Annotated in this window: 12 protein-coding genes and 3 rRNA genes; 7 read left to right on the top strand and 8 right to left on the bottom strand. The window is 64.4% G+C overall.

The genetic code is table 11. From position 1 onward, the window contains the following. Positions 1-19: 19 nt before the first annotated feature. Positions 20-2,611: an alpha-glucan family phosphorylase gene (gene glgP / locus AC5Y5Z_RS17950; protein ID WP_463826597.1), complete on the bottom strand. Its 2,592-nt coding sequence runs from the start codon at positions 2,609-2,611 to the stop codon at positions 20-22. A gap of 297 nt (positions 2,612-2,908) precedes the next feature. Here glgP and AC5Y5Z_RS17945 point away from each other — a divergent pair, with 297 nt between their 5' ends. After that, complete coding sequence (locus tag AC5Y5Z_RS17945; protein ID WP_499926655.1) at positions 2,909-4,972, top strand: alpha-1,4-glucan--maltose-1-phosphate maltosyltransferase; 2,064 nt, start codon at positions 2,909-2,911, stop codon at positions 4,970-4,972. A gap of 6 nt (positions 4,973-4,978) precedes the next feature. Then, positions 4,979-7,180, top strand: coding sequence for a 1,4-alpha-glucan branching protein GlgB (gene glgB, locus AC5Y5Z_RS17940; protein WP_499926653.1), 2,202 nt, complete (start codon positions 4,979-4,981; stop codon positions 7,178-7,180). Positions 7,181-7,192: 12 nt separating this feature from the next. Here glgB and AC5Y5Z_RS17935 read toward each other — a convergent pair whose 3' ends face one another. Both AC5Y5Z_RS17935 and AC5Y5Z_RS17930 read right to left on the bottom strand, forming a co-directional pair. After that, positions 7,193-8,119 (bottom strand): tetratricopeptide repeat protein, encoded by a 927-nt coding sequence (locus AC5Y5Z_RS17935; protein ID WP_499926651.1) that lies wholly within the window; start codon positions 8,117-8,119, stop codon positions 7,193-7,195. Between the two features lie 131 nt (positions 8,120-8,250). After that, positions 8,251-9,432, bottom strand: a complete 1,182-nt coding sequence (locus tag AC5Y5Z_RS17930; RefSeq protein WP_499926649.1) for an acetyl-CoA C-acetyltransferase — start codon at positions 9,430-9,432, stop codon at positions 8,251-8,253. Between the two features lie 82 nt (positions 9,433-9,514). Between AC5Y5Z_RS17930 and mce the strand changes: the two genes are divergently transcribed. Next, complete coding sequence (mce, locus tag AC5Y5Z_RS17925; RefSeq protein ID WP_499926647.1) at positions 9,515-9,973, top strand: methylmalonyl-CoA epimerase; 459 nt, start codon at positions 9,515-9,517, stop codon at positions 9,971-9,973. On the opposite strand, the gene AC5Y5Z_RS17920 is transcribed toward mce, so the two are convergent. Together AC5Y5Z_RS17920 and nucS are read right to left on the bottom strand one after the other, a co-directional pair. Continuing rightward, positions 9,970-10,251: an Rv1322 family protein gene (locus AC5Y5Z_RS17920; RefSeq protein WP_499926645.1), complete on the bottom strand. Its 282-nt coding sequence runs from the start codon at positions 10,249-10,251 to the stop codon at positions 9,970-9,972. The genes mce and AC5Y5Z_RS17920 overlap by 4 nt on opposite strands. Continuing rightward, entirely contained in the window at positions 10,251-10,913 is a 663-nt protein-coding gene (gene nucS / locus AC5Y5Z_RS17915; RefSeq protein WP_463826604.1) for an endonuclease NucS, read from the bottom strand. Before nucS ends, AC5Y5Z_RS17920 begins: the two co-directional genes overlap by 1 nt. Before the next feature lie 73 nt (positions 10,914-10,986). On the opposite strand from nucS, the gene AC5Y5Z_RS17910 reads away from it, so the two are divergent. The 4 genes from AC5Y5Z_RS17910 (at position 10,987) to AC5Y5Z_RS17895 (ending at position 15,060) form a co-directional block, all read left to right on the top strand. Further along, entirely contained in the window at positions 10,987-12,627 is a 1,641-nt protein-coding gene (locus tag AC5Y5Z_RS17910) for an adenylate/guanylate cyclase domain-containing protein (protein WP_499926642.1), read from the top strand. 109 nt (positions 12,628-12,736) lie between these two features. Beyond that, positions 12,737-12,952, top strand: a complete 216-nt coding sequence (locus AC5Y5Z_RS17905; RefSeq protein ID WP_499926640.1) for a hypothetical protein — start codon at positions 12,737-12,739, stop codon at positions 12,950-12,952. A gap of 64 nt (positions 12,953-13,016) precedes the next feature. Further along, complete coding sequence (locus tag AC5Y5Z_RS17900) at positions 13,017-14,555, top strand: AlkA N-terminal domain-containing protein (RefSeq protein WP_499926638.1); 1,539 nt, start codon at positions 13,017-13,019, stop codon at positions 14,553-14,555. Between the two features lie 7 nt (positions 14,556-14,562). Next, positions 14,563-15,060 (top strand): methylated-DNA--[protein]-cysteine S-methyltransferase, encoded by a 498-nt coding sequence (locus AC5Y5Z_RS17895; RefSeq protein ID WP_499926636.1) that lies wholly within the window; start codon positions 14,563-14,565, stop codon positions 15,058-15,060. 149 nt (positions 15,061-15,209) lie between these two features. Here the strand turns inward: AC5Y5Z_RS17895 and rrf are convergent. From rrf to AC5Y5Z_RS17880, 3 genes are all read right to left on the bottom strand, one after another. After that, positions 15,210-15,323 (bottom strand): 5S ribosomal RNA (gene rrf, locus AC5Y5Z_RS17890). Positions 15,324-15,418: 95 nt separating this feature from the next. Then, positions 15,419-18,528: ribosomal RNA gene (locus tag AC5Y5Z_RS17885) — 23S ribosomal RNA — on the bottom strand. Between the two features lie 280 nt (positions 18,529-18,808). Further along, positions 18,809-20,338: ribosomal RNA gene (locus tag AC5Y5Z_RS17880) — 16S ribosomal RNA — on the bottom strand. Together the 16S, 23S and 5S rRNA genes form the textbook arrangement of a ribosomal RNA operon. Between the last annotated feature and the right edge of the window lie 99 nt (positions 20,339-20,437).

Raw genomic sequence — 20,437 nt, 5'->3', positions numbered from 1 at the left:
TGCGTCTGCTCGCCGACGGCTACGCGAGCGTGACCAGCCCTAGTTCGCTGCTATCGGCCAGCATCGGATGCCGCGGCAGCACCCGCACGGTGTAGCCCAGCGCACCGGCCATCGGCAGCGGCGTCGTGGTGGAGAACACCTGGTTGCCCCCGTCGGCGCTGCCGGCGTAGGTCATTCCCAGCACGATCGGATCCTGCAGCACGTCGCCGGCATCGACCCGGCCCAGCAGCGCCTGCACCGCTACCTCGTCGGGCGACAGTCCGGCCAGTTGCACAGTCGCGGTCAGCGTCAGCTTCGACCCGAGCAGCGGGCTGTCGGGCAATCCGGTGCTGTCCACGTCGGTGATGTGGATTTTCGGCCAAGCCGCTTCGGCGCGGCGCCGGTACGCGGCGAGCTCGCGCGCCGCGTCGAACTCGTGGCCGCCGTCGGGAGCGGCGACCGTGCGGCGCAGCGACTGGGCCGCCGGGGTGTAGTACTGCTCGACGTAGTCGGTGACCATCCGCGATGCCAGCACCTTGGGTCCGAGGGTCTGCAACGTGTGCCGCACCATCTCGATCCAGCGCGGCGGCGTGCCGTGCTCGTCACGTTCGTAGAATTTCGGTGCCACCGCCTGCTCGAGCAGGTTGTACAGCGCGGTCGCCTCCAGGTCGTCGCGCCGGTGTTCATCGGCCACGCCGTCGGCAGACGGTATCTCCCAACCGTTTTCGCCGTCGTACCACTCGTCCCACCAACCGTCGCGGATGGACAGATTCAGGCCGCCGTTGAGGGCGCTTTTCATGCCGGAGGTGCCACAGGCCTCCAGCGGCCGCAGCGGATTGTTCAGCCAGACATCGCAGCCCCAATAGAGCAGCCGGGCCATCGACATGTCGTAGTTCGGCAGGAAAGCGATGCGGTGGCGCACCTCCGGTCGATCGGCGAACCGCACCACCTGCTGGATCAGCGCCTTGCCGCCGTCGTCCGCCGGGTGCGACTTGCCGGCGACGATCAGCTGGATCGGCCGGTGCTCGTCAAGCAGCAGCCGCTCCAGCCGAGCCGGATCGCGCAGCATCAGGGTCAACCGCTTGTAGGTCGGAACCCGTCGGGCGAAGCCCATGGTAAGCACATCCGGATCGAATGCGGTTGCGATCCAACTCAATTCGGCTTCTGATGCGCCGCGCTCCAGCCACGACCTGCGCAGCCGAGCCCGGACGTCCTCGACCAGCAGCGCCCGCAGTTCGCATCGGATCCACCACAGGTGCCCCGGGTCGACCTGCTGTAGCCGCAACCAGACGGCCGGTCCGCTGAACGAATCCGATCCGGCCAGCTCGCGGCCCAGCTGTAACCACTGCGGCGCCGCCCAGGTGCGGGCGTGCACCCCGTTGGTGATCGACCCGATCGGCACCTCACCGGCGTCGAATCCGGGCCACAGTTCGTTGAACATGGCGCGACTGACCTGACCGTGCAGCAGCGATACGCCGTTGGCGCGCTGCGCCAGCCGCAGGCCCATATGCGCCATGTTGAACTTGGTCGGGTCGTCCTCGGCGCCCAGCGCCAGGACCCGGGCGGTGGGCACCCCGGGCAGCAGTTTCGGGACGCCGTCGCCCTGGTCGTCGAAGTAGCGCCGCACCAGGTCCACCGGGAACCGGTCGATGCCCGCCGGGACCGGGGTGTGGGTGGTGAACACCGTGCTCGACCGCACCACCGTCAGCGCGGTGTCGTAGTCCAGGCCCGATTCGGTGACCAGCTCGCGGATACGCTCGACCCCGAGGAAGCCGGCGTGACCCTCGTTCATGTGGAAGACCTCCGGGGCCGGCAGCCCCTCGACGGCGGTGAAGGCGCGAATCGCGCGGACCCCGCCGATCCCGGCCAGGAGCTCCTGGACCATGCGGTGTTCCTGGTCGCCGCCGTACAGCCGGTCTGTCACGCCGCGCAACTCGTGCTCGTTCTCCGGGACGTCGGAGTCCAGCAGCAACAGCGGCACCCGGCCGACCTGCGCGACCCAGACCCGCGCCCGCAGCTGTGCGGAATCCGGTAAGGCCAGCTCGACCAGCACCGGACTGCCGGCGGCGTCGGTGAGCAACCGCAGCGGCAGTCCCTGCGGGTCCAGCGACGGGTAGGTCTCCTGCTGCCAACCGTCCGCGGTCAACGACTGGCGGAAGTACCCGGAGCGGTAGTACAACCCGACCGCGATCAGGGGCAGGCCCAGATCGGATGCGGATTTCAGGTGGTCGCCGGCCAGAATTCCGAGACCGCCGGAGTAATTGGGCAGCACTTCGGCGACACCGAACTCCATCGAGAAATACGCGATTCCGGTGGGCAGGGCTGCCTCGTCTCCCTGTTGCTGATACCACAGCGGCCTGGTCAGATAGTCGTTCAAGTCGGCGGCGAGTGCGTCCAGTCGACGCAGGAAATCCTCATCGAGCGCCAATTCGTCTAGACGCGCGGGCTTGACGGCGCCGAGCACCGCCACCGGATCGTTGCCGCACCTGGACCACAGCTCAGCGTCGATGGACGCGAACAGATCCTGGGTGGATTTCTCCCACGACCAGCGCAGGTTCGTCGACAGCTGGTCCAGCGCGGCGAGTCGGTCGGGAAGGTGAGCACGGACGGTAAAGCGGCGGAGGGCTTTCACGCATTTCCACCTTACTGAGGTTTTCCCAGCCCGCAGCCTTCTGTCGGGATCGGACCGGCAGTCGGCTTCGACACCTTCGGTGTAGTCCGACACTAGGGTGGGTATGGGCGCAAAGAGGCCAACAGACCGACCCAGAACGACACCCCGATGACCGACCGACGCGCCGACCGGGGTGAACAGCTCAGGAATATTCCGGCCACGATGCGGCCCAGGGCCGGGCCGCCACGCAGCCGGGCAGCCGGACCCTCCAGCGACAATGCAGCGCAGCAGGGGCCGCACATCGGATGGGAGTGATTGGTGCCCGGTCGTGTCGAGATCGACGACGTCCAGCCCGTGGTCTCGTGTGGTACGTACCCCGCTAAAGCGGTGGTCGGCGAGGTGATCCCGGTCAGTGCCGCGGTGTGGCGAGAGGGCCATGACGCGGTGGCAGCCACGCTGGTGGTGCGCTATCTGGGGACGCGCTATCCGCAGGTGACCGAAGGGCGCGGGGTCAAGTCCGCCCCGGATAGCGAGGGGTCCGAGCGCGATAGCCCGCTGCGCCTGCCGATGGCGCTCGGCCTGGAACCATATGTCTTCCACGGCCAGTTTGCGCCCGACCGGGTTGGCTTGTGGGCGTTCCGGGTCGAGGGCTGGGGTGATCCGATCCACACCTGGCGGCACGGGTTGACGGCGAAACTCGATGCAGGCCAAGGCGAGAGCGAACTGTCCAACGACTTACTGGTCGGCGCCGCGCTGTTCGACCGCGCGGCCGCGGGGGTGCCCCGCCAGCAACGGGAACCGCTGTTGGCCGCGGCGGCGGCGCTGCGGACGCCGGGTGACCCGATCACCCGCACCGCGTTGGCGCTCGCTCCTGAGATCGAAGACCTGCTCGACGCGTTCCCGTTGCGGGAGTTGGTCACTCGCGGAGAGCAGTTCGGCGTCTGGGTGGACCGGCCGCTGGCCCGTTTCGGTTCGTGGTACGAGATGTTCCCGCGCTCGACCGGCGGCTGGGACGCTGAGGGCAACCCGGTGCACGGCACCTTCGCCACCGCGGCGGCCGCGCTGCCCCGGATCGCCGCGATGGGTTTCGACATCGTCTACCTGCCGCCGATCCATCCGATCGGCAAGGTGCACCGCAAGGGCCGCAACAACAATCCCACCGCCGCGCCCGGAGACGTCGGGTCGCCGTGGGCGATCGGCAGCGACGAAGGCGGCCACGACGCAGTGCATCCAGAGCTCGGGACCATCGACGATTTCGATGACTTCGTCGCCGCCGCCCGCGACCTGGGCCTGGAAGTTGCCCTGGACCTGGCGCTGCAGTGCGCGCCGGACCATCCGTGGGCCCGCGACCACCGCAACTGGTTCACCGAGCTGCCCGACGGCACCATCGCATACGCGGAGAACCCGCCCAAGAAGTACCAGGACATCTATCCGATCAACTTCGACAATGACCCGGCCGGCCTCTACGACGAGGTGCTGCGCGTGGTGCGGTACTGGATCGACCACGGCGTCAAGTTCTTTCGGGTCGACAACCCGCACACCAAGCCGCCGAACTTCTGGGCCTGGTTGATCGGCCAGGTCAAGTCGGTCGACCCCGACGTGTTGTTCCTGTCCGAGGCGTTCACTCCGCCGGCTCGCCAGTACGGCCTGGCCAAGCTGGGCTTCACCCAGTCCTACAGCTATTTCACCTGGCGCACGGCCAAGTGGGAACTCACCGAGTTCGGCAACGACATCGCCAGACTCGCCGACTTCCGCACCCCCAACCTGTTCGTCAACACGCCGGACATCCTGCATGCGATCCTGCAACACAACGGGCCGGGCATGTTCGCCATCCGTGCGGTGCTGGCCGCGACGATGAGCCCGGCGTGGGGGGTGTACTCGGGATACGAGCTGTTCGAGCACCGCGCGGTGCGCGAAGGCAGCGAGGAGTACCTGGATTCGGAGAAGTACGAGTTGCGCCCCCGGGACTTCGCGGGCGCACTGGCCGAAGGGAATTCGCTGGAGCCGTTCATCACCCGGCTCAACGAGATCCGCCGCCTGCATCCCGCGCTGCAGCAGCTGCGCACCATCCATTTCCACCACTTGGACAACGACGCCCTGCTGGCCTTCAGCAAGTTCGACGCGGCTACCGGTGACTGCGTGCTGGTGGTGGTGACGCTCAACGCGTTCGGACCCGAGGAGTCGACGCTGTGGTTGGACATGGAGGCGTTGGGTATGGAGCCCTACGAACGGTTCTGGGTGCGCGACGAGATCACCGGTGAGGAATATCAATGGGGGCAAGCCAATTACGTCCGCCTCGATCCGGGCCGGGCCGTGGCGCACATCGTGAACATGCCGGTCATACCCGACGAGGCCCGACGCACCCTGCTGCGCAGGAGGTGACAGGAAATGAATCGAACTGATCTCGCCACGGCACACCTGGCGCCCGACCCCGCCGAGTTGGACCGGTTGACGGCAGGCGTGCATCACAATCCGCACAGTGTCCTGGGCGCCCACGAATACGGCGATCACACGGTGGTCCGGACCTTCCGCCCGCACGCGACCAGCGTGGTCGCGTTGGTCGGCGACCAGCGATTCCCGTTGCAGCACATCGGTTCCGGATTGTTCGCGGTCGCGCTGCCCTTCGTCGACCTGGTCGACTACCGGTTGGAAGTGACCTACGGAGATCCTCGAGGCGCCGCCCCACATGTTGTTGCCGACGCCTACCGGTTCCTGCCCACCCTCGGCGAAGTGGACCTGCACCTGTTCGCCGAGGGCCGCCACGAACGGCTCTGGGAAGTGCTCGGCGCTCATCCCCGATCTTTCACCACGCCCGACGGGGTGGTCGACGGGGTGTCCTTCGCAGTGTGGGCGCCGAATGCAAACGGAGTCAGTCTGATTGGTGAGTTCAACGGATGGACGGGCAACGACGCCCCGATGCGCACGCTGGGCTCCTCGGGCGTATGGGAATTGTTCTGGCCGGACTTCCCCGTTGACGGCCTGTATAAGTTCCGCGTGCACGGCGCCGACGGAGTGGTGTCCGATCGCGCTGACCCGTTCGCCTTCGGTACCGAGGTGCCGCCGCAGACCGCGTCGCGGGTGACGGTGAGCCGCTACACCTGGACCGACGACGAGTGGATCGCCCGCCGCGCGCAACGCAACCCGGTGTTCGAGCCGATGAGCACCCTGGAAGTGCATCTGGGCTCGTGGCGGCCCGGCCTGACCTATCGGCAGCTCGCCCATGAGCTGACCGAATACGTTGTCGAACAGGGTTTCACCCACGTGGAGCTGTTGCCCGTGGCCGAGCATCCGTTCGGCGGGTCGTGGGGGTACCAGGTCACCTCGTACTATGCGCCATCCTCCCGGTTCGGCACACCCGACGAGTTCCGAGCGGTGGTGGACGCCCTGCACCGAGCGGGTGTCGGCGTCATCGTGGACTGGGTGCCGGCCCACTTCCCCAAGGACTCGTGGGCGCTGGGCCGGTTCGACGGAACGCCCCTCTACGAGCACTCTGACCCCAAGCGCGGCGAGCAACTGGATTGGGGCACCTACGTTTTCGACTTCGGCCGACCAGAGGTACGAAACTTCCTGGTGGCCAACGCGTTGTACTGGCTCGACCAGTTCCACATCGACGGGCTGCGGGTGGATGCGGTGGCTTCGATGCTCTACCTGGATTATTCGCGTCCGGCCGACGGTTGGACGCCGAACATCTACGGCGGGCGGGAGAATCTGGAGGCGGTGCAGTTCCTGCAGGAGATGAACGCCACCGCACACAAGGCCGCGCCGGGCATCGTCACCATTGCCGAGGAGTCGACGTCGTGGCCGGGTGTCACCCGCCCGACGAACCTTGGCGGCCTTGGCTTTTCGATGAAGTGGAATATGGGCTGGATGCACGACACGCTCGACTACCTCAGCCGTGATCCCATCTATCGCAACTATCACCACCACGAGATGACGTTCTCGCTGTTGTATGCCTTCAGCGAGAACTACGTGCTGCCACTGAGTCACGACGAGGTGGTGCACGGCAAGGGCACGCTGTGGGGCCGGATGCCGGGCGACAACCACGCCAAAGCGGCCGGGTTGCGCAGCCTGCTCGCCTACCAGTGGGCCCACCCGGGCAAGCAACTGCTGTTCATGGGTCAGGAGTTCGGGCAACGTGCCGAGTGGTCCGAGGAACGCGGCCTGGACTGGTGGCAGCTCGACGAGCAGGGATTCTCCAACGGGACACTGCGATTGGTGCGCGACCTGAACGGCATCTACACCAGCCACCCGGCGCTGTGGAGTCAGGACACCACCCCGGAGGGCTACTCCTGGATCGATGCCAATGACTCGGCCAACAACGTGTTGAGTTTCCTGCGTTACGGCAGCGACGGTTCGGTGCTGGCGTGTGTGTTCAACTTCGCCGGTGCCGAGCACGCCAACTACCGGATGGGCCTGCCCGCCGCCGGCCGCTGGCGCGAGGTGCTCAACACCGATGCGACGGTCTACAACGGCTCGGGGATCGGCAATCTCGGTGGCGTGGATGCCACCGAGGACCCCTGGCACGGGCGCCCCGCGTCGGCGGTGATGGTGCTGCCGCCGATGTCGGCGTTGTGGCTGGAACCCGAGTAACCGGCGCAGGTCTCAGTACAGCGCGTTGGCGAGGTTGCGCCGCCCGGCCACGACCTCGGGGTCGGCCGGGTCGAACAGCTCGAACAACTCGATCAGCCGCGTGCGCACCTTGCCGCGCTCGTCTCCGGAAGTACGCCGCACCAGGGCGGTCAGTCGCTGGAACGCCCCGGCGACGTCCTGGTTCAGGATCTGCACGTCGGCCGCGGCGAACGCGGCCTCGATGTCCTCGGGCGCGGCGTCGGCAACCAGGACGGCGTCCGGTCGCTGCGCGGTGGCGCGGGTGAGGAAGTCGATCTGGCGGATGGCGCCCTTGGCTTCGACGCTGCCCGGGTTGGCATCCAGGATCGCCTGGTAGGACGCTTTGGCCGCGGCGAAATCGCCGGCTTCCAATTCCGCCCGGGCCTGGGCCAGCGCCGGGTCGACCTGCGCCGGCTCTCCCACAGTTCCCGGCCCCCGCAACTTACCCGCGGTCGCGTCCAGCAGCTTGTCGATCCAGCTGCGCAACTGATCCGCCGGCTGCGGACCCTGGAAACTCGAAATCGGTTGCGCCGCGGCCAGAGCCACCACCGTCGGGACCGCTTGCACCCCGAACACCCGGGCCATCCCGGGCGCGGCGTCGACGTTGGCCGCAGCCAGCGCCCACTTGCCGTTGTCCGCGGCGGCCAGACCCGCCAGCGTCTCGAGCAACTCGACGCAGACCTCGCTGCGCGGTGACCACAGCAGCACCACGACGGGGACTTCGTCGGACCGGTTGATCACCTCGTCTTCAAAGTTGGCCTCGGTGACCTGAATGACCGCTACGTCACCGGGGTCGCTTCGGTCGCCGGACTGCGGAGCGGCCGCGGGGGCCGCCGCCTTCTGTTGCGCGCGTTGCTTGAGACCGGACAGGTCGACCGCACCGGCCAACGCTGGCCCGATCGAGGGCCGTGGACGTGTCACGCCGTCAAGTCTGTCACGCCGCTTCGCACCACCGACGGCGCCCTCCGGGGCTTTCGGGAGCTCATATGACAAATCTCACAGAAACTGTAAAGGTGTCGGATCGGTGGTCCGCCAGCAAACTCGTCGGCGCGCTAGCCGGCCCGCAGGATCAGCGCGTCGCCCTGGCCGCCGGCACCACACAGTGCTGCCACCCCGTAGCCCGATCCGCGGCGGGCCAGCTCCAGCGCCACGTGCAGCGTGATGCGTGCCCCGGACATCCCGATCGGGTGTCCGACGGCGATCGCACCGCCGTTGACGTTGACCTTCTCCGGGTCGATCCCCAGCTCCTGCGTGGAGGCCAGGGCCACCGCGGCGAAGGCCTCGTTGATCTCCACGACGTCGAGATCCTCGACCGAGATACCCTCGCGGTCCAGCGCCTTCTTGATGGCGTTGGCGGGCTGGGACTGCAGGGTCGAGTCCGGTCCGGCGACCACGCCGTGCGCACCGATCTCGACCAGCCAGGACAACCCGAGTTCCTGGGCTTTTGCCTTGTTCATCACCACGACCGCGGCCGCGCCGTCGGAGATCTGCGACGCGGATCCCGCGGTGATCGTGCCGTCCTTGCGGAACGCCGGTTTGAGGCCGGCGAGCGAGTCGGCGGTGGTGTTCGCGCGGATGCCCTCATCCTCGGCGAACTGCAGCGGATCACCCTTGCGCTGCGGGATTTCCACCGGTACGACCTCGTCGGCGAACACACCGTCCTTCCAGGCCGCGGCCGCTTTCTGGTGGGACTGCGCCGCGTATTCGTCCTGCTGCTGACGGGTGAACTTGTCGGTGTCATTTCGCTGCTCGGTCAGCGCACCCATCGGCTGATCGGTGAACACGTCGTGCAGCCCGTCGTAGGCCATGTGGTCGCGCACCGTGACGTCGCCGTACTTGTAGCCCGATCGGCTGTCCATCAGCAGGTGCGGCGCCCTGGTCATGGACTCCTGACCACCGGCGACCACGACATCGAACTCACCGGCACGAATGAGCTGGTCGGCCAGGGCGATCGCGTCGATCCCGGACAAACACATCTTGTTGATCGTCAGCGACGGCACGTCCCAGCCGATACCGGCGGCCACCGCAGCCTGGCGGGCGGGCATCTGCCCGGCCCCAGCGGTCAAGACCTGGCCCATGATCACGTACTGGACCGCGGAAGCCGGCACGTTCGCCTTCTCCAGGGCACCTTTGATCGCGATGGCACCCAGATCGCTGCCGCTGAAATCCTTCAGCGACCCCATCAACTTGCCGATAGGTGTCCGCGCTCCAGCAACGATCACCGACGTCGTCATGAATCCTCCTCAGCGCACACCGAAGGGCTGGCCGCGCCAACCCGGAAGTGTGGTTTTGTCTCTATGAGGTTACCTTTAGGAGATGACGACCGATCAAGTTGACGCCCGTCAGAGTCTGGCTACCTCACTGGTTACCGGCCTCGATCACGTCGGCATCGCAGTCGCCGACCTCGACGCTGCCATCGAGTGGTACAACGACCACCTGGGCATGATCCTGGTGCACGAGGAAATCAACGACGACCAGGGCATTCGTGAGGCGATGCTGGCCGTGCCCGGCACCAGCGCACAGATCCAGCTGATGGCCCCGCTCGACGAGACCTCGGTGATCGCGAAGTTCATCGACAAGCGCGGCCCCGGCATCCAGCAGCTGGCCTGCCGGATCAGGGACCTCGACGCGATGTGCGAGCAGCTGCGGTCCCAGGGCGTGCGCCTGGTCTACGACGCGCCGCGGCGCGGCACCGCAAACTCCCGGATCAACTTCATCCACCCCAAGGACGCCGGTGGGGTGTTGATCGAGTTGGTGGAGCCGGCCGAGCGCTAGGACCACTTGCGGGTCGGCCCGCGGTTGGCCCGATTGGTCCAGCACGGCGTGTGCCAATGCCTCCGGTCCGCCACCGCGGCCGCCGTTTCAGCTGGCCATGCCACCACATGAGCTGTGCCGGAACGGATTTCGTGATCGCAGCCGGGACAGCGATAGGTCTTGACGGCCCGCGCCGCGGCGATCGGGCGCACCTCGTACTCGTAGCCATCCGGCCCTGTCTCCAGCCGGCGCGGCGCCAGCGACGGCGCCCTAAGTGGCGGTTTGCGGCGCCGCGTCATCAGAACAGCCGATACTCGTCGCTGTCCATACCCCGCATCTTGTCGTAATCCAATGTCAGACAACGGATCCCACGATCAATGGCCAGGGTGCGGGCCTGCGGCTTGATCTGCTGGGCGGCGAACACCCCCTGCACGGGAGCCAGCACGCTGTCGCGGTTCAGCAGTTCCAGATAACGGGTGAGCTGCTCCACACCGTCGATCTCGCCGCGGCGCTTGATCTCCACCGCGACCGAGCCGCCCTTCTCGTCCCGGCACAGCAGGTCCACCGGGCCGATCGCGGTCATGTACTCGCGACGCACCAACGTATAGCCCTCGCCGAGTAGCTGGACGTGCTCGGCGAGCAGCGCCTGCAGGTGAGCTTCGACGCCGTCCTTGACCAGTCCCGGGTCGATGCCCAGCTCGTGGCTGGAGTCGTGTTCGATCGCCTCGACGGTAATGCGCAACTGCTCACCGGACTTGTTCGTCACCACCCACACCGGCCCCGGCTCCTCGCTCAGCCAGCACGGCGGGCTCATCCAGTTGAGCGGCTTGTAGGCACGATCGTCGGCGTGCACGCTGACCGAGCCGTCCGCCTTGAACAGCAGCAGCCGCCGAGCGGACGGCAGGTGCGCGGTGAGCCGGCCGATGTAGTCCACGGTGCACTGGGCGATGACGAGACGCACCCGACCACCTTAGAGCCTGCCCGCGAAACCCGAGCGAGCCTGCAACGTCTCGACAAACTAGGCTGGCGCCACGATGCCGTCCAAGCCGACCTTTGCCCAGCGGTTGGGCCGCTTGCTGGAGAAGCTGACCCGGCAGAGCGGACGACCGGATACCCCCGCGTACGGCTCCTGGCTGCTCGGACGTGTCGCAGAAGACCCGCACCGCCGACGGGTCCGCATCCAGGTGATCATGACCGTCCTCATTCTGGGGGCGAATCTGATCGGCATCGCCGTCGCCGTGTTGCTGGTGACCGTCGCCGTGCCGGTGCCGAGCATTTTCGACGACGCACCGATCTGGCTCACGTTCATCGTCAACCCGAGCTACGTCGTCGTCGCACTGGCGGTAGGCACTTACGGGATCACCCGCGGCACCGTGGAGTCGTTGCGCTGGGCGATCGAGGACCGCGCACCCACCGAGAAGGATGAACGCAACACCTTCATGGCCCCGTGGCGTGTCGCGGTCGGCCATCTGATCTTGTGGGGCATCGGCACCGCACTGCTGACCATCCTCTACGGGATCGCCAACACCATGTTCGTCCCGAGATTCCTGGTGGCGGTTGGCTTTTGCGGGCTGTTGGTGACCACCAGCAGCTATCTGCTCACCGAGTTCGCCCTGCGGCCGGTCGCCGCAAAAGCACTCGAGGCCGGACCCCCGCCCCGGCGACTGTCCTCGGGCATCATGGGGCGCACCATCCTGGTGTGGCTGCTCGGTTCGGGTGTGCCCGTCGTCGGCATCGGCCTGATGGCGGTCTTCGAGATGGTGCTGCGCAACCTGACTCAGACCCAGTTCGCGGTCGGAGTGCTGATCATCTCGACGGTCACGCTGATCTTCGGTTTCACGTTGATGTGGATCCTGGCGTGGCTGACGGCCACCCCGGTGCGGGTGGTGCGATCAGCGCTCAGGCGCGTCGAGCAGGGCGACCTGCGCGGCGACCTGGTTGTGTTCGACGGCACCGAGCTCGGTGAGCTGCAGCGGGGATTCAACACGATGGTCGACGGGCTGCGCGAGCGCGAGCGGGTGCGCGATCTGTTCGGTCGCCACGTCGGGCGTGAAGTGGCGTTGGCCGCCGAACGCGAAAAACCCAAGCTCGGCGGCGAGGAACGCCACGTCGCCGTCGTCTTCATCGACATCGTCGGCTCGACGCAGTTGGTGAGCAAACGCCCGCCCGCTGAGGTCGTGCAGATGCTGAACGGGTTCTTCACGATCGTCGTCGAGGAGGTCGACGCACACTGCGGCCTGGTCAACAAATTCGAGGGCGACGCCTCGCTGGCGATCTTCGGAGCCCCGAATCATCTCGATTCCCCCGAGGACTCGGCGCTGGCCGCGGCCCGGTCGATCGCCGACCGGCTGGCCAAGGAAATGCCCGAATGCAAAGCGGGTATCGGCGTGGCGGCCGGGCAGGTGGTCGCCGGCAATGTCGGCGCCAAGGAGCGCTTCGAGTACACGGTGATCGGCGAGCCGGTCAACGAGGCCGCACGGCTGTGCGAGTTGGCGAAATCCAAACCGGGACGGTTGCTGGCGTCGGCGCAGACGGTGGAAGACGCCAGCGAGGAAGAGCAGGCGCGGTGGACGCTGGGCAGACACGTCAAACTGCGTGGCCACGATCACCGCACCCGGCTGGCCTCGCCCGCTGAGCCGGCTGAACCCGCAAAGCAGGCTGAACAGAAGAAGTAGCGCGGCCGCTGTACGGCGCAGGCGGTTGCGGCGCCGACGGTTGCGGTAGTGGGCGCAAGCGCCAGGTATACGCCCTTGCAGTGTTTGCTGATGCGAGTAGCCTGTGCCCATGGACAGCGCCGGCTGGATAATCTGCGGGGTGCTGGCATCCCTCGTTCTGCTGGGCGCGAGGGCCGCGATCAGCGCCCTGCGAGATCCACGCGGCGACGACTGGGACGCCGGGCGCCGCTCCCGGCGTAACGACGGCGACGGAGGTTGCGGCGGTGGCGGCGACGGTTGCAGCGGCGACAGCGGTTGCGGGGGCGGGTGCGGCGGCGGGGACTGATCCGCTGCACCCTGATGTCGTTTTTCCGCCAGTCATGTCGGCCCGACGGTGTAACTGTTGAAGGGTGCACGACGATTTCGAACGCTGCTATCGGGCGGTCCAGGCCAAGGACGCCCGGTTCGACGGCTGGTTCGTCATCGCGGTGCTGACCACCCGGATCTACTGCCGGCCCAGCTGCCCGGTGCCGCCGCCACTGGCCCGCAACGTGCGGTTCCTCCCGACGGCGGCGGCCGCCCAGCGCGAAGGCTTCCGAGCCTGTAAGCGGTGTCGTCCGGACGCCTCCCCGGGTTCGCCGGAGTGGAACGTGCGCGGCGACGTCGTGGCGCGGGCGATGCGACTCATCGCCGACGGCACGGTGGACCGCGAAGGCGTCACCGGACTGGCCGTCCGCCTCGGTTACACCACCCGGCAGCTGGAGCGGCTGCTGCAGGCGGAGGTGGGCGCCGGCCCGCTCGCCCTGGCCCGCGCCCAACGGATGCAGGCCGCCCGGGTGCTCATCGAGACCACGGACCTGCGCTTCGGCGACGTCGCGTTCGCTGCCGGCTTTTCCAGCATCCGGCAGTTCAATGACACGGTGCGACTGACGTGCGGTAGCACGCCGACGGCGCTGCGCACCCGGGCGGCGGGACGTTACCCCGCGCTCCCCGCCGCCGGGGCGCTCTCATTGCGTCTTGCGGTCCGCACCCCGTTCGCCTACGAGGGCGTGTTCGGCCACCTGGCGGCCACCGCGGTGCCGGGGTGCGAGGAGGTCCGCGCCGGCTCGCTGCGCCGGACGTTGCGACTCGCCCACGGCAACGGCGTGGTGACCCTGACACCTGCCCCCGACCACGTCCGCTGCCTGCTGGTGTTGGATGACTTTCGCGACCTGGCCAGCGCCACGGCCAGGTGCCGACGGCTGCTGGACCTCGACGCCGATCCGGAGGCGGTGGTCGAAGCGCTGAGCAGCGACCCGGAGTTGGCCGCAGCGGTTGCCAAGGCGCCGGGACAACGCATCCCGCGCACGGTCGACGAGTCCGAACTGGCAATTCGGACGGTGCTCGGACAGCAGGTATCAACCAAAGCCGCCCGCACCCACGCCGCACGCCTGGTGGCGGCCTACGGCGACCCGGTGCCGGATCCCGCCGGCGGTTTGACCCACACCTTCCCCGCCGTCGAGCAACTCGCCGACATCGACCCGGTCCATCTGGCCGTGCCAAAGACGCGGCGCCGGACGGTGACCGGACTGATCGACGCGTTGGCGGAGGGCCGTGTCATCCTCGACCCCGGCTGCGACTGGGCCCGCGCGCGACAACGACTGCTCGATCTGCCCGGTATCGGTCCATGGACTGCCGAGGTGATCGCCATGCGCGGCCTGGGTGATCCCGACGCCTTTCCGGCCAGCGACCTCGGCTTGCGGACGGCAGCCAGAGCACTCGGACTGCCGGAACAGGAGCGGGCCCTGGTGGCGCACAGCGCACGCTGGCGGCCGTGGCGCTCCTATGCGACCCAGCATTTGTGGACCACGCTGCAACATCCGGTCAATGTGTGGCCGCCCCAAGATTCGTCGTCCCAGAATTCGCCGCCCCAGAATCCATCGGCCCCGAACACCCTGCAAGAAAGGTAAGGATCGCATGATCGTCTATCGCACTATCGAGAGCCCGATCGGACCGTTAACGCTGGCCGGCCGGGACGGGGTGCTGACCAATCTGCGCATGGTGGACCAGACATATGAGCCCAGTCGCGCCGATTGGCAACTGGACGACAGCGCGTTCGATGACGCGGTCAAACAGCTCGATGCATATTTCGCCGGCAACCTCAGCGATTTCGATATTGAGATGGAATTGTGCGGCACGGAATTCCAGCGCCGGGTCTGGACGGCATTGACCACGATTCCTTATGGCGAAACCCGGTCCTACGGGGAAATCGCTCGGCAGATCGACGCTCCCGGCGCCGCGCGTGCGGTCGGGCTGGCCAACGGCCACAATCCGATTGCCGTCATCGTGCCGTGCCATCGGGTCATCGGAGCCGGCGGGAAGTTGACCGGGTACGGCGGCGGACTCGACCGCAAGCAGACGCTGCTCGAATTGGAACGCCGACGGGTGCCGGCCGAGCCGACACTGTTCGACTGAGCCGCCCGAGTGGGCGGCCGAGAGTCCCGGCCGCACCGCGGAAATCGACAGCCGTTGCGCGCGCTGTCGATAGGGCTCCCAGATATCAATCGTGCGCCATTCCTGAAATACAAAAACACCCCCAAATGAATGGGGGTGTTTTTGTGTATGTTCGGCGGTGTCCTACTTTTCCACCCGAAAAGGGCAGTATCATCGGCGCTGACAGGCTTAGCTTCCGGGTTCGGGATGGGACCGGGCGTTTCCCTGTCGCTGTGGCCGCCGTAACTCTATTTAATTCGCACATGCAAGTTGTGTTGATGGGGGGTGTGGTGTCCACGGCAATTAAGCCGGGGAACAGATAGTGGTTGCGATTGGTTGTGTTGGTAAGTTTTCGGCCGGTTAGTGCCAGTTCCCTGCACTCATTACTGAGCTTCCAGGTCTGGCCTATCAATCCAGTGGTCTGCTGGGGGCCTTATCCCTCCTAGAGGGTGAGAAACCTGATCTTGGAGAAGGTTTCCCGCTTAGATGCTTTCAGCGGTTATCCTGTCCGAACGTAGCTATCCAGCAGTGCTCCTGGTGGAACAACTGGTGCACTAGAGGTTCGTCCGTCCCGGTCCTCTCGTACTAGGGACAGGTTTCCTCAAGTTTCTGACGCGCGCGGCGGATAGAGACCGAACTGTCTCACGACGTTCTAAACCCAGCTCGCGTGCCGCTTTAATGGGCGAACAGCCCAACCCTTGGGACCTGCTCCAGCCCCAGGATGCGACGAGCCGACATCGAGGTGCCAAACCATCCCGTCGATATGGACTCTTGGGGAAGATCAGCCTGTTATCCCCGGGGTACCTTTTATCCGTTGAGCGACACCCCTTCCACTCAGAGGTGCCGGATCACTAATCCCGACTTTCGTCCCTGCTTGACTTGTAAGTCTCGCAGTCAAGCTCCCTTGTGCATTTACACTCAACACCTGATTGCCGTCCAGGTTGAGGGAACCTTTGGGCGCCTCCGTTACATTTTAGGAGGCAACCGCCCCAGTTAAACTACCCACCAGGCACTGTCCGTGAACCGGATATACGGTTCGACGTTAGGTGTCCAATACGATCAGAGTGGTATTTCAACAACGACTCCGCCCTAACTAGCGTTAGAGTTTCACAGTCTCCCACCTATCCTACACAAACCGTACCGAACAACAATACCAAGCTATAGTGAAGGTCCCGGGGTCTTTTCGTCCTGCCGCGCGTAACGAGCATCTTTACTCGTAGTGCAATTTCGCCGAGTCTATGGTTGAGACAGTTGAGAAGTCGTTACGCCATTCGTGCAGGTCGGAACTTACCCGACAAGGAATTTCGCTACCTTAGGATGGTTATAGTTACCACCGCCGTTTACTGGGGCTTAAATTCTCCGCTTCACCCTTACGAGTTAACGGGTCCTCTTAACCTTCCAGCACCGGGCAGGCGTCAGTCCGTATACATCGTCTTGCGACTTCGCACGGACCTGTGTTTTTAGTAAACAGTCGCTTCTCACTGGTTTCTGCGACCGGTTTCCGCTCCCACCGCAAGGGTGTTCACGGCATGCCGGTCCCCCTTCTCCCGAAGTTACGGGGGTATTTTGCCGAGTTCCTTAACCATAGTTATCTCGTACGCCTTGGTATTCTCTACCTGACCACCTGTGTTGGTTTGGGGTACGGGCCGTGTGTGAACTCGCTAGAGGCTTTTCTTGGCAGCAGAGGATCACCGAATTCGCCTCAATCGGCTATGCGTCACCTCTCAGGATTAATGAGCGACGGATTTGCCTATCGCTCTCCCTACGGGCTTGCCCCAGTATTACCACTGACTGGTACGGCTACCTTCCTGCGTCACCCCTTCGCTTGACTACTACCAACCGGGGTCCCACGCAGCCGGTCACCGTCGCACCCCGAAGGGATTGATCAGCGACCATTTGGGTGGTTAGCACAATTGATTCATCACGGGCGCGCACACACGGGTACGGGAATATCAACCCGTTGTCCATCGACTACGCCTGTCGGCCTCGCCTTAGGTCCCGACTCACCCTGGGCGGACTGGCCTGGCCCAGGAACCCTTGGTCTTTCGGCGGGCAAGGTTCTCACTTGCCTATTCGCTACTCATGCCTGCATTCTCACTCCCCCACCCTCCACCACCCGTTACCAGATGGCTTCGCTGAATGAGGGACGCTCCCCTACCCACACCTACAAAAGTAGATGTGCCGCGGCTTCGGCGGTGTGCTTGAGCCCCGCTACATTATCGGCGCACAATCACTTGACCAGTGAGCTATTACGCACTCTTTCAAGGGTGGCTGCTTCTAAGCCAACCTCCTGGTTGTCTCTGCGACTGCACATCCTTTTCCACTTAGCACACGCTTTGGGGCCTTAGCCGGCGATCTGGGCTGTTTCCCTTTCGACGTACGGAGCTTATCCCCCGCCGTCTCACTGCCACGCTTGACACCACGGCATTCGGAGTTTGGCTGACGTCAGTAACCTAGTAGGGCCCATCGGCCATCCAGTAGCTCTACCTCCGTGGTGAACCACGCAACGCTGCACCTAAATGCATTTCGGGGAGAACCAGCTATCACGGAGTTTGATTGGCCTTTCACCCCTACCCACAGCTCATCCCCTCAGTCTTCAACCTAAGTGGGTTCGGGCCTCCACGCGGTCTTACCCGCGCTTCACCCTGGCCATGGGTAGATCACTCCGCTTCGGGTCCAGAACATGCCACTACACCCCTTACGGGGATGCGCCCTATTCAGACTCGCTTTCGCTGCGGCTACCCCACACGGGTTAACCTTGCGACATGTCCCTGACTCGCAGGCTCATTCTTCAAAAGGCACGCCATCACCCCACAAGGAGGCTCTGACGGATTGTAGGCGCACGGTTTCAGGTACTCTTTCACTCCCCTCCCGGGGTACTTTTCACCATTCCCTCACGGTACTAATCCGCTATCGGTCATCGAGAAGTATTTAGGCTTACCGGGTGGTCCCGGCAGATTCACAGCAAATTCCACGGGCTCGCTGCTACTCGGGAGATTGATCAAGGCAGGTGCCAAGTTTTCGCGTACCGGGCTCTCACCGTCTATGGCAGACCATCCCAGGCCACTTCCGCTAACTACGACACTTTCTGACTGCCTCCTGGTCAGGTAGAACCAAGAAGATCATTCCCACAACCCCGCACACACAACCCCTACCCGGTATCACATGCATACGGTTTAGCCATTTTCCGCGTTCGCTCGCCACTACTAGCGGAATCACAATTGTTTTCTTTTCCTACGGGTACTGAGATGTTTCACTTCCCCGCGTTCCCCCCCGTACCCTATATATTCAGGTACGGGTAACACGACATCACTCGTGCTGGGTTTCCCCATTCGGAAATCCTCGGATCAAAGCTCGGTTGACAGCTCCCCGAGGCATATCGCAGCCTCCCACGTCCTTCATCGGCTCTCGATGCCAAGGCATCCACCATGCGCCCTTAGACACTTACAAACACTACAAAAACCAAAGAATAAAATTGCACAAAAGAACACGCCACCGTGAACGGCGACGTCTTCGTTTGATGCTCGCAACCACTATCCAATTCTCAAACACCACACCCCACCACCAAGATGGTGGGACAACAGCCGGGTGATACCCCGAGTGTTGCCTCAGGACCCAATAGTGTGTCTGGCTTGCTTGTTGTTGTGCACCCGAGTCCCGTCCACTACAGACGAGAACCCCTCACGGCTCGCACCCCACCAATTGGAGTGCTTTTCGTGGTGCTCCTTAGAAAGGAGGTGATCCAGCCGCACCTTCCGGTACGGCTACCTTGTTACGACTTCGTCCCAATCGCCGATCCCACCTTCGACAGCTCCCTCCCAAAGGGTTAGGCCACTGGCTTCGGGTGTTACCGACTTTCATGACGTGACGGGCGGTGTGTACAAGGCCCGGGAACGTATTCACCGCAGCGTTGCTGATCTGCGATTACTAGCGACTCCGACTTCACGGGGTCGAGTTGCAGACCCCGATCCGAACTGAGACCGGCTTTAAAAGGATTCGCTTAACCTCGCGGCATCGCAGCCCTTTGTACCGGCCATTGTAGCATGTGTGAAGCCCTGGACATAAGGGGCATGATGACTTGACGTCATCCCCACCTTCCTCCGAGTTGACCCCGGCAGTCTCTCACGAGTCCCCGGCATTACCCGCTGGCAACATGAGACAAGGGTTGCGCTCGTTGCGGGACTTAACCCAACATCTCACGACACGAGCTGACGACAGCCATGCACCACCTGCACACAGGCCACAAGGGAACCGACATCTCTGCCGGCGTCCTGTGCATGTCAAACCCAGGTAAGGTTCTTCGCGTTGCATCGAATTAATCCACATGCTCCGCCGCTTGTGCGGGCCCCCGTCAATTCCTTTGAGTTTTAGCCTTGCGGCCGTACTCCCCAGGCGGGGTACTTAATGCGTTAGCTACGGCACGGATCCCAAGGAAGGAAACCCACACCTAGTACCCACCGTTTACGGCGTGGACTACCAGGGTATCTAATCCTGTTCGCTCCCCACGCTTTCGCTCCTCAGCGTCAGTTACTGCCCAGAGACCCGCCTTCGCCACCGGTGTTCCTCCTGATATCTGCGCATTCCACCGCTACACCAGGAATTCCAGTCTCCCCTGCAGTACTCAAGTCTGCCCGTATCGCTCGCACGCTCACAGTTAAGCCGTGAGATTTCACGAACAACGCGACAAACCACCTACGAGCTCTTTACGCCCAGTAATTCCGGACAACGCTCGCACCCTACGTATTACCGCGGCTGCTGGCACGTAGTTGGCCGGTGCTTCTTCTCCACCTACCGTCAATCCGGGAAACCCCGAACCTTCGTCGATGGTGAAAGAGGTTTACAACCCGAAGGCCGTCATCCCCCACGCGGCGTCGCTGCATCAGGCTTGCGCCCATTGTGCAATATTCCCCACTGCTGCCTCCCGTAGGAGTCTGGGCCGTATCTCAGTCCCAGTGTGGCCGGACACCCTCTCAGGCCGGCTACCCGTCGTCGCCTTGGTAGGCCGTCACCCCACCAACAAGCTGATAGGCCGCGGGCCCATCCCACACCGCAAAAGCTTTCCACCACAGGACATGCATCCCGTGGTCCTATCCGGTATTAGACCCAGTTTCCCAGGCTTATCCCGATGTGCAGGGCAGATCACCCACGTGTTACTCACCCGTTCGCCACTCGAGTACCCCGAAGGGCCTTTCCGTTCGACTTGCATGTGTTAAGCACGCCGCCAGCGTTCGTCCTGAGCCAGGATCAAACTCTCCAAACAAAAACTCCTCGGAAACCGAGGTGAATTCACAATCAGAGAAAATCTGACCTAACAAAAAGACACCATGAACTGGCATCTGAAGAAACGACTACACCCACA

It is taken from the genome of Mycobacterium sp. NGS29, assembly GCF_059812965.1.
The sequence above is the reverse complement of the archived record's forward strand: the minus strand, read 5'-3'. Positions and strand labels throughout refer to the sequence as shown.

Coding starts and splice junctions, on each gene's coding strand:
- glgB (WP_499926653.1), top strand. CDS start 4,979: ATGAATCGAACTGATCTCGCCACGGCACACCTGGCGCCCGACCCCGCC.
- AC5Y5Z_RS17930 (WP_499926649.1), bottom strand. CDS start 9,432: ATGACGACGTCGGTGATCGTTGCTGGAGCGCGGACACCTATCGGCAAG.
- mce (WP_499926647.1), top strand. CDS start 9,515: ATGACGACCGATCAAGTTGACGCCCGTCAGAGTCTGGCTACCTCACTG.
- AC5Y5Z_RS17920 (WP_499926645.1), bottom strand. CDS start 10,251: ATGACGCGGCGCCGCAAACCGCCACTTAGGGCGCCGTCGCTGGCGCCG.
- AC5Y5Z_RS17910 (WP_499926642.1), top strand. CDS start 10,987: ATGCCGTCCAAGCCGACCTTTGCCCAGCGGTTGGGCCGCTTGCTGGAG.
- AC5Y5Z_RS17905 (WP_499926640.1), top strand. CDS start 12,737: ATGGACAGCGCCGGCTGGATAATCTGCGGGGTGCTGGCATCCCTCGTT.
- AC5Y5Z_RS17895 (WP_499926636.1), top strand. CDS start 14,563: ATGATCGTCTATCGCACTATCGAGAGCCCGATCGGACCGTTAACGCTG.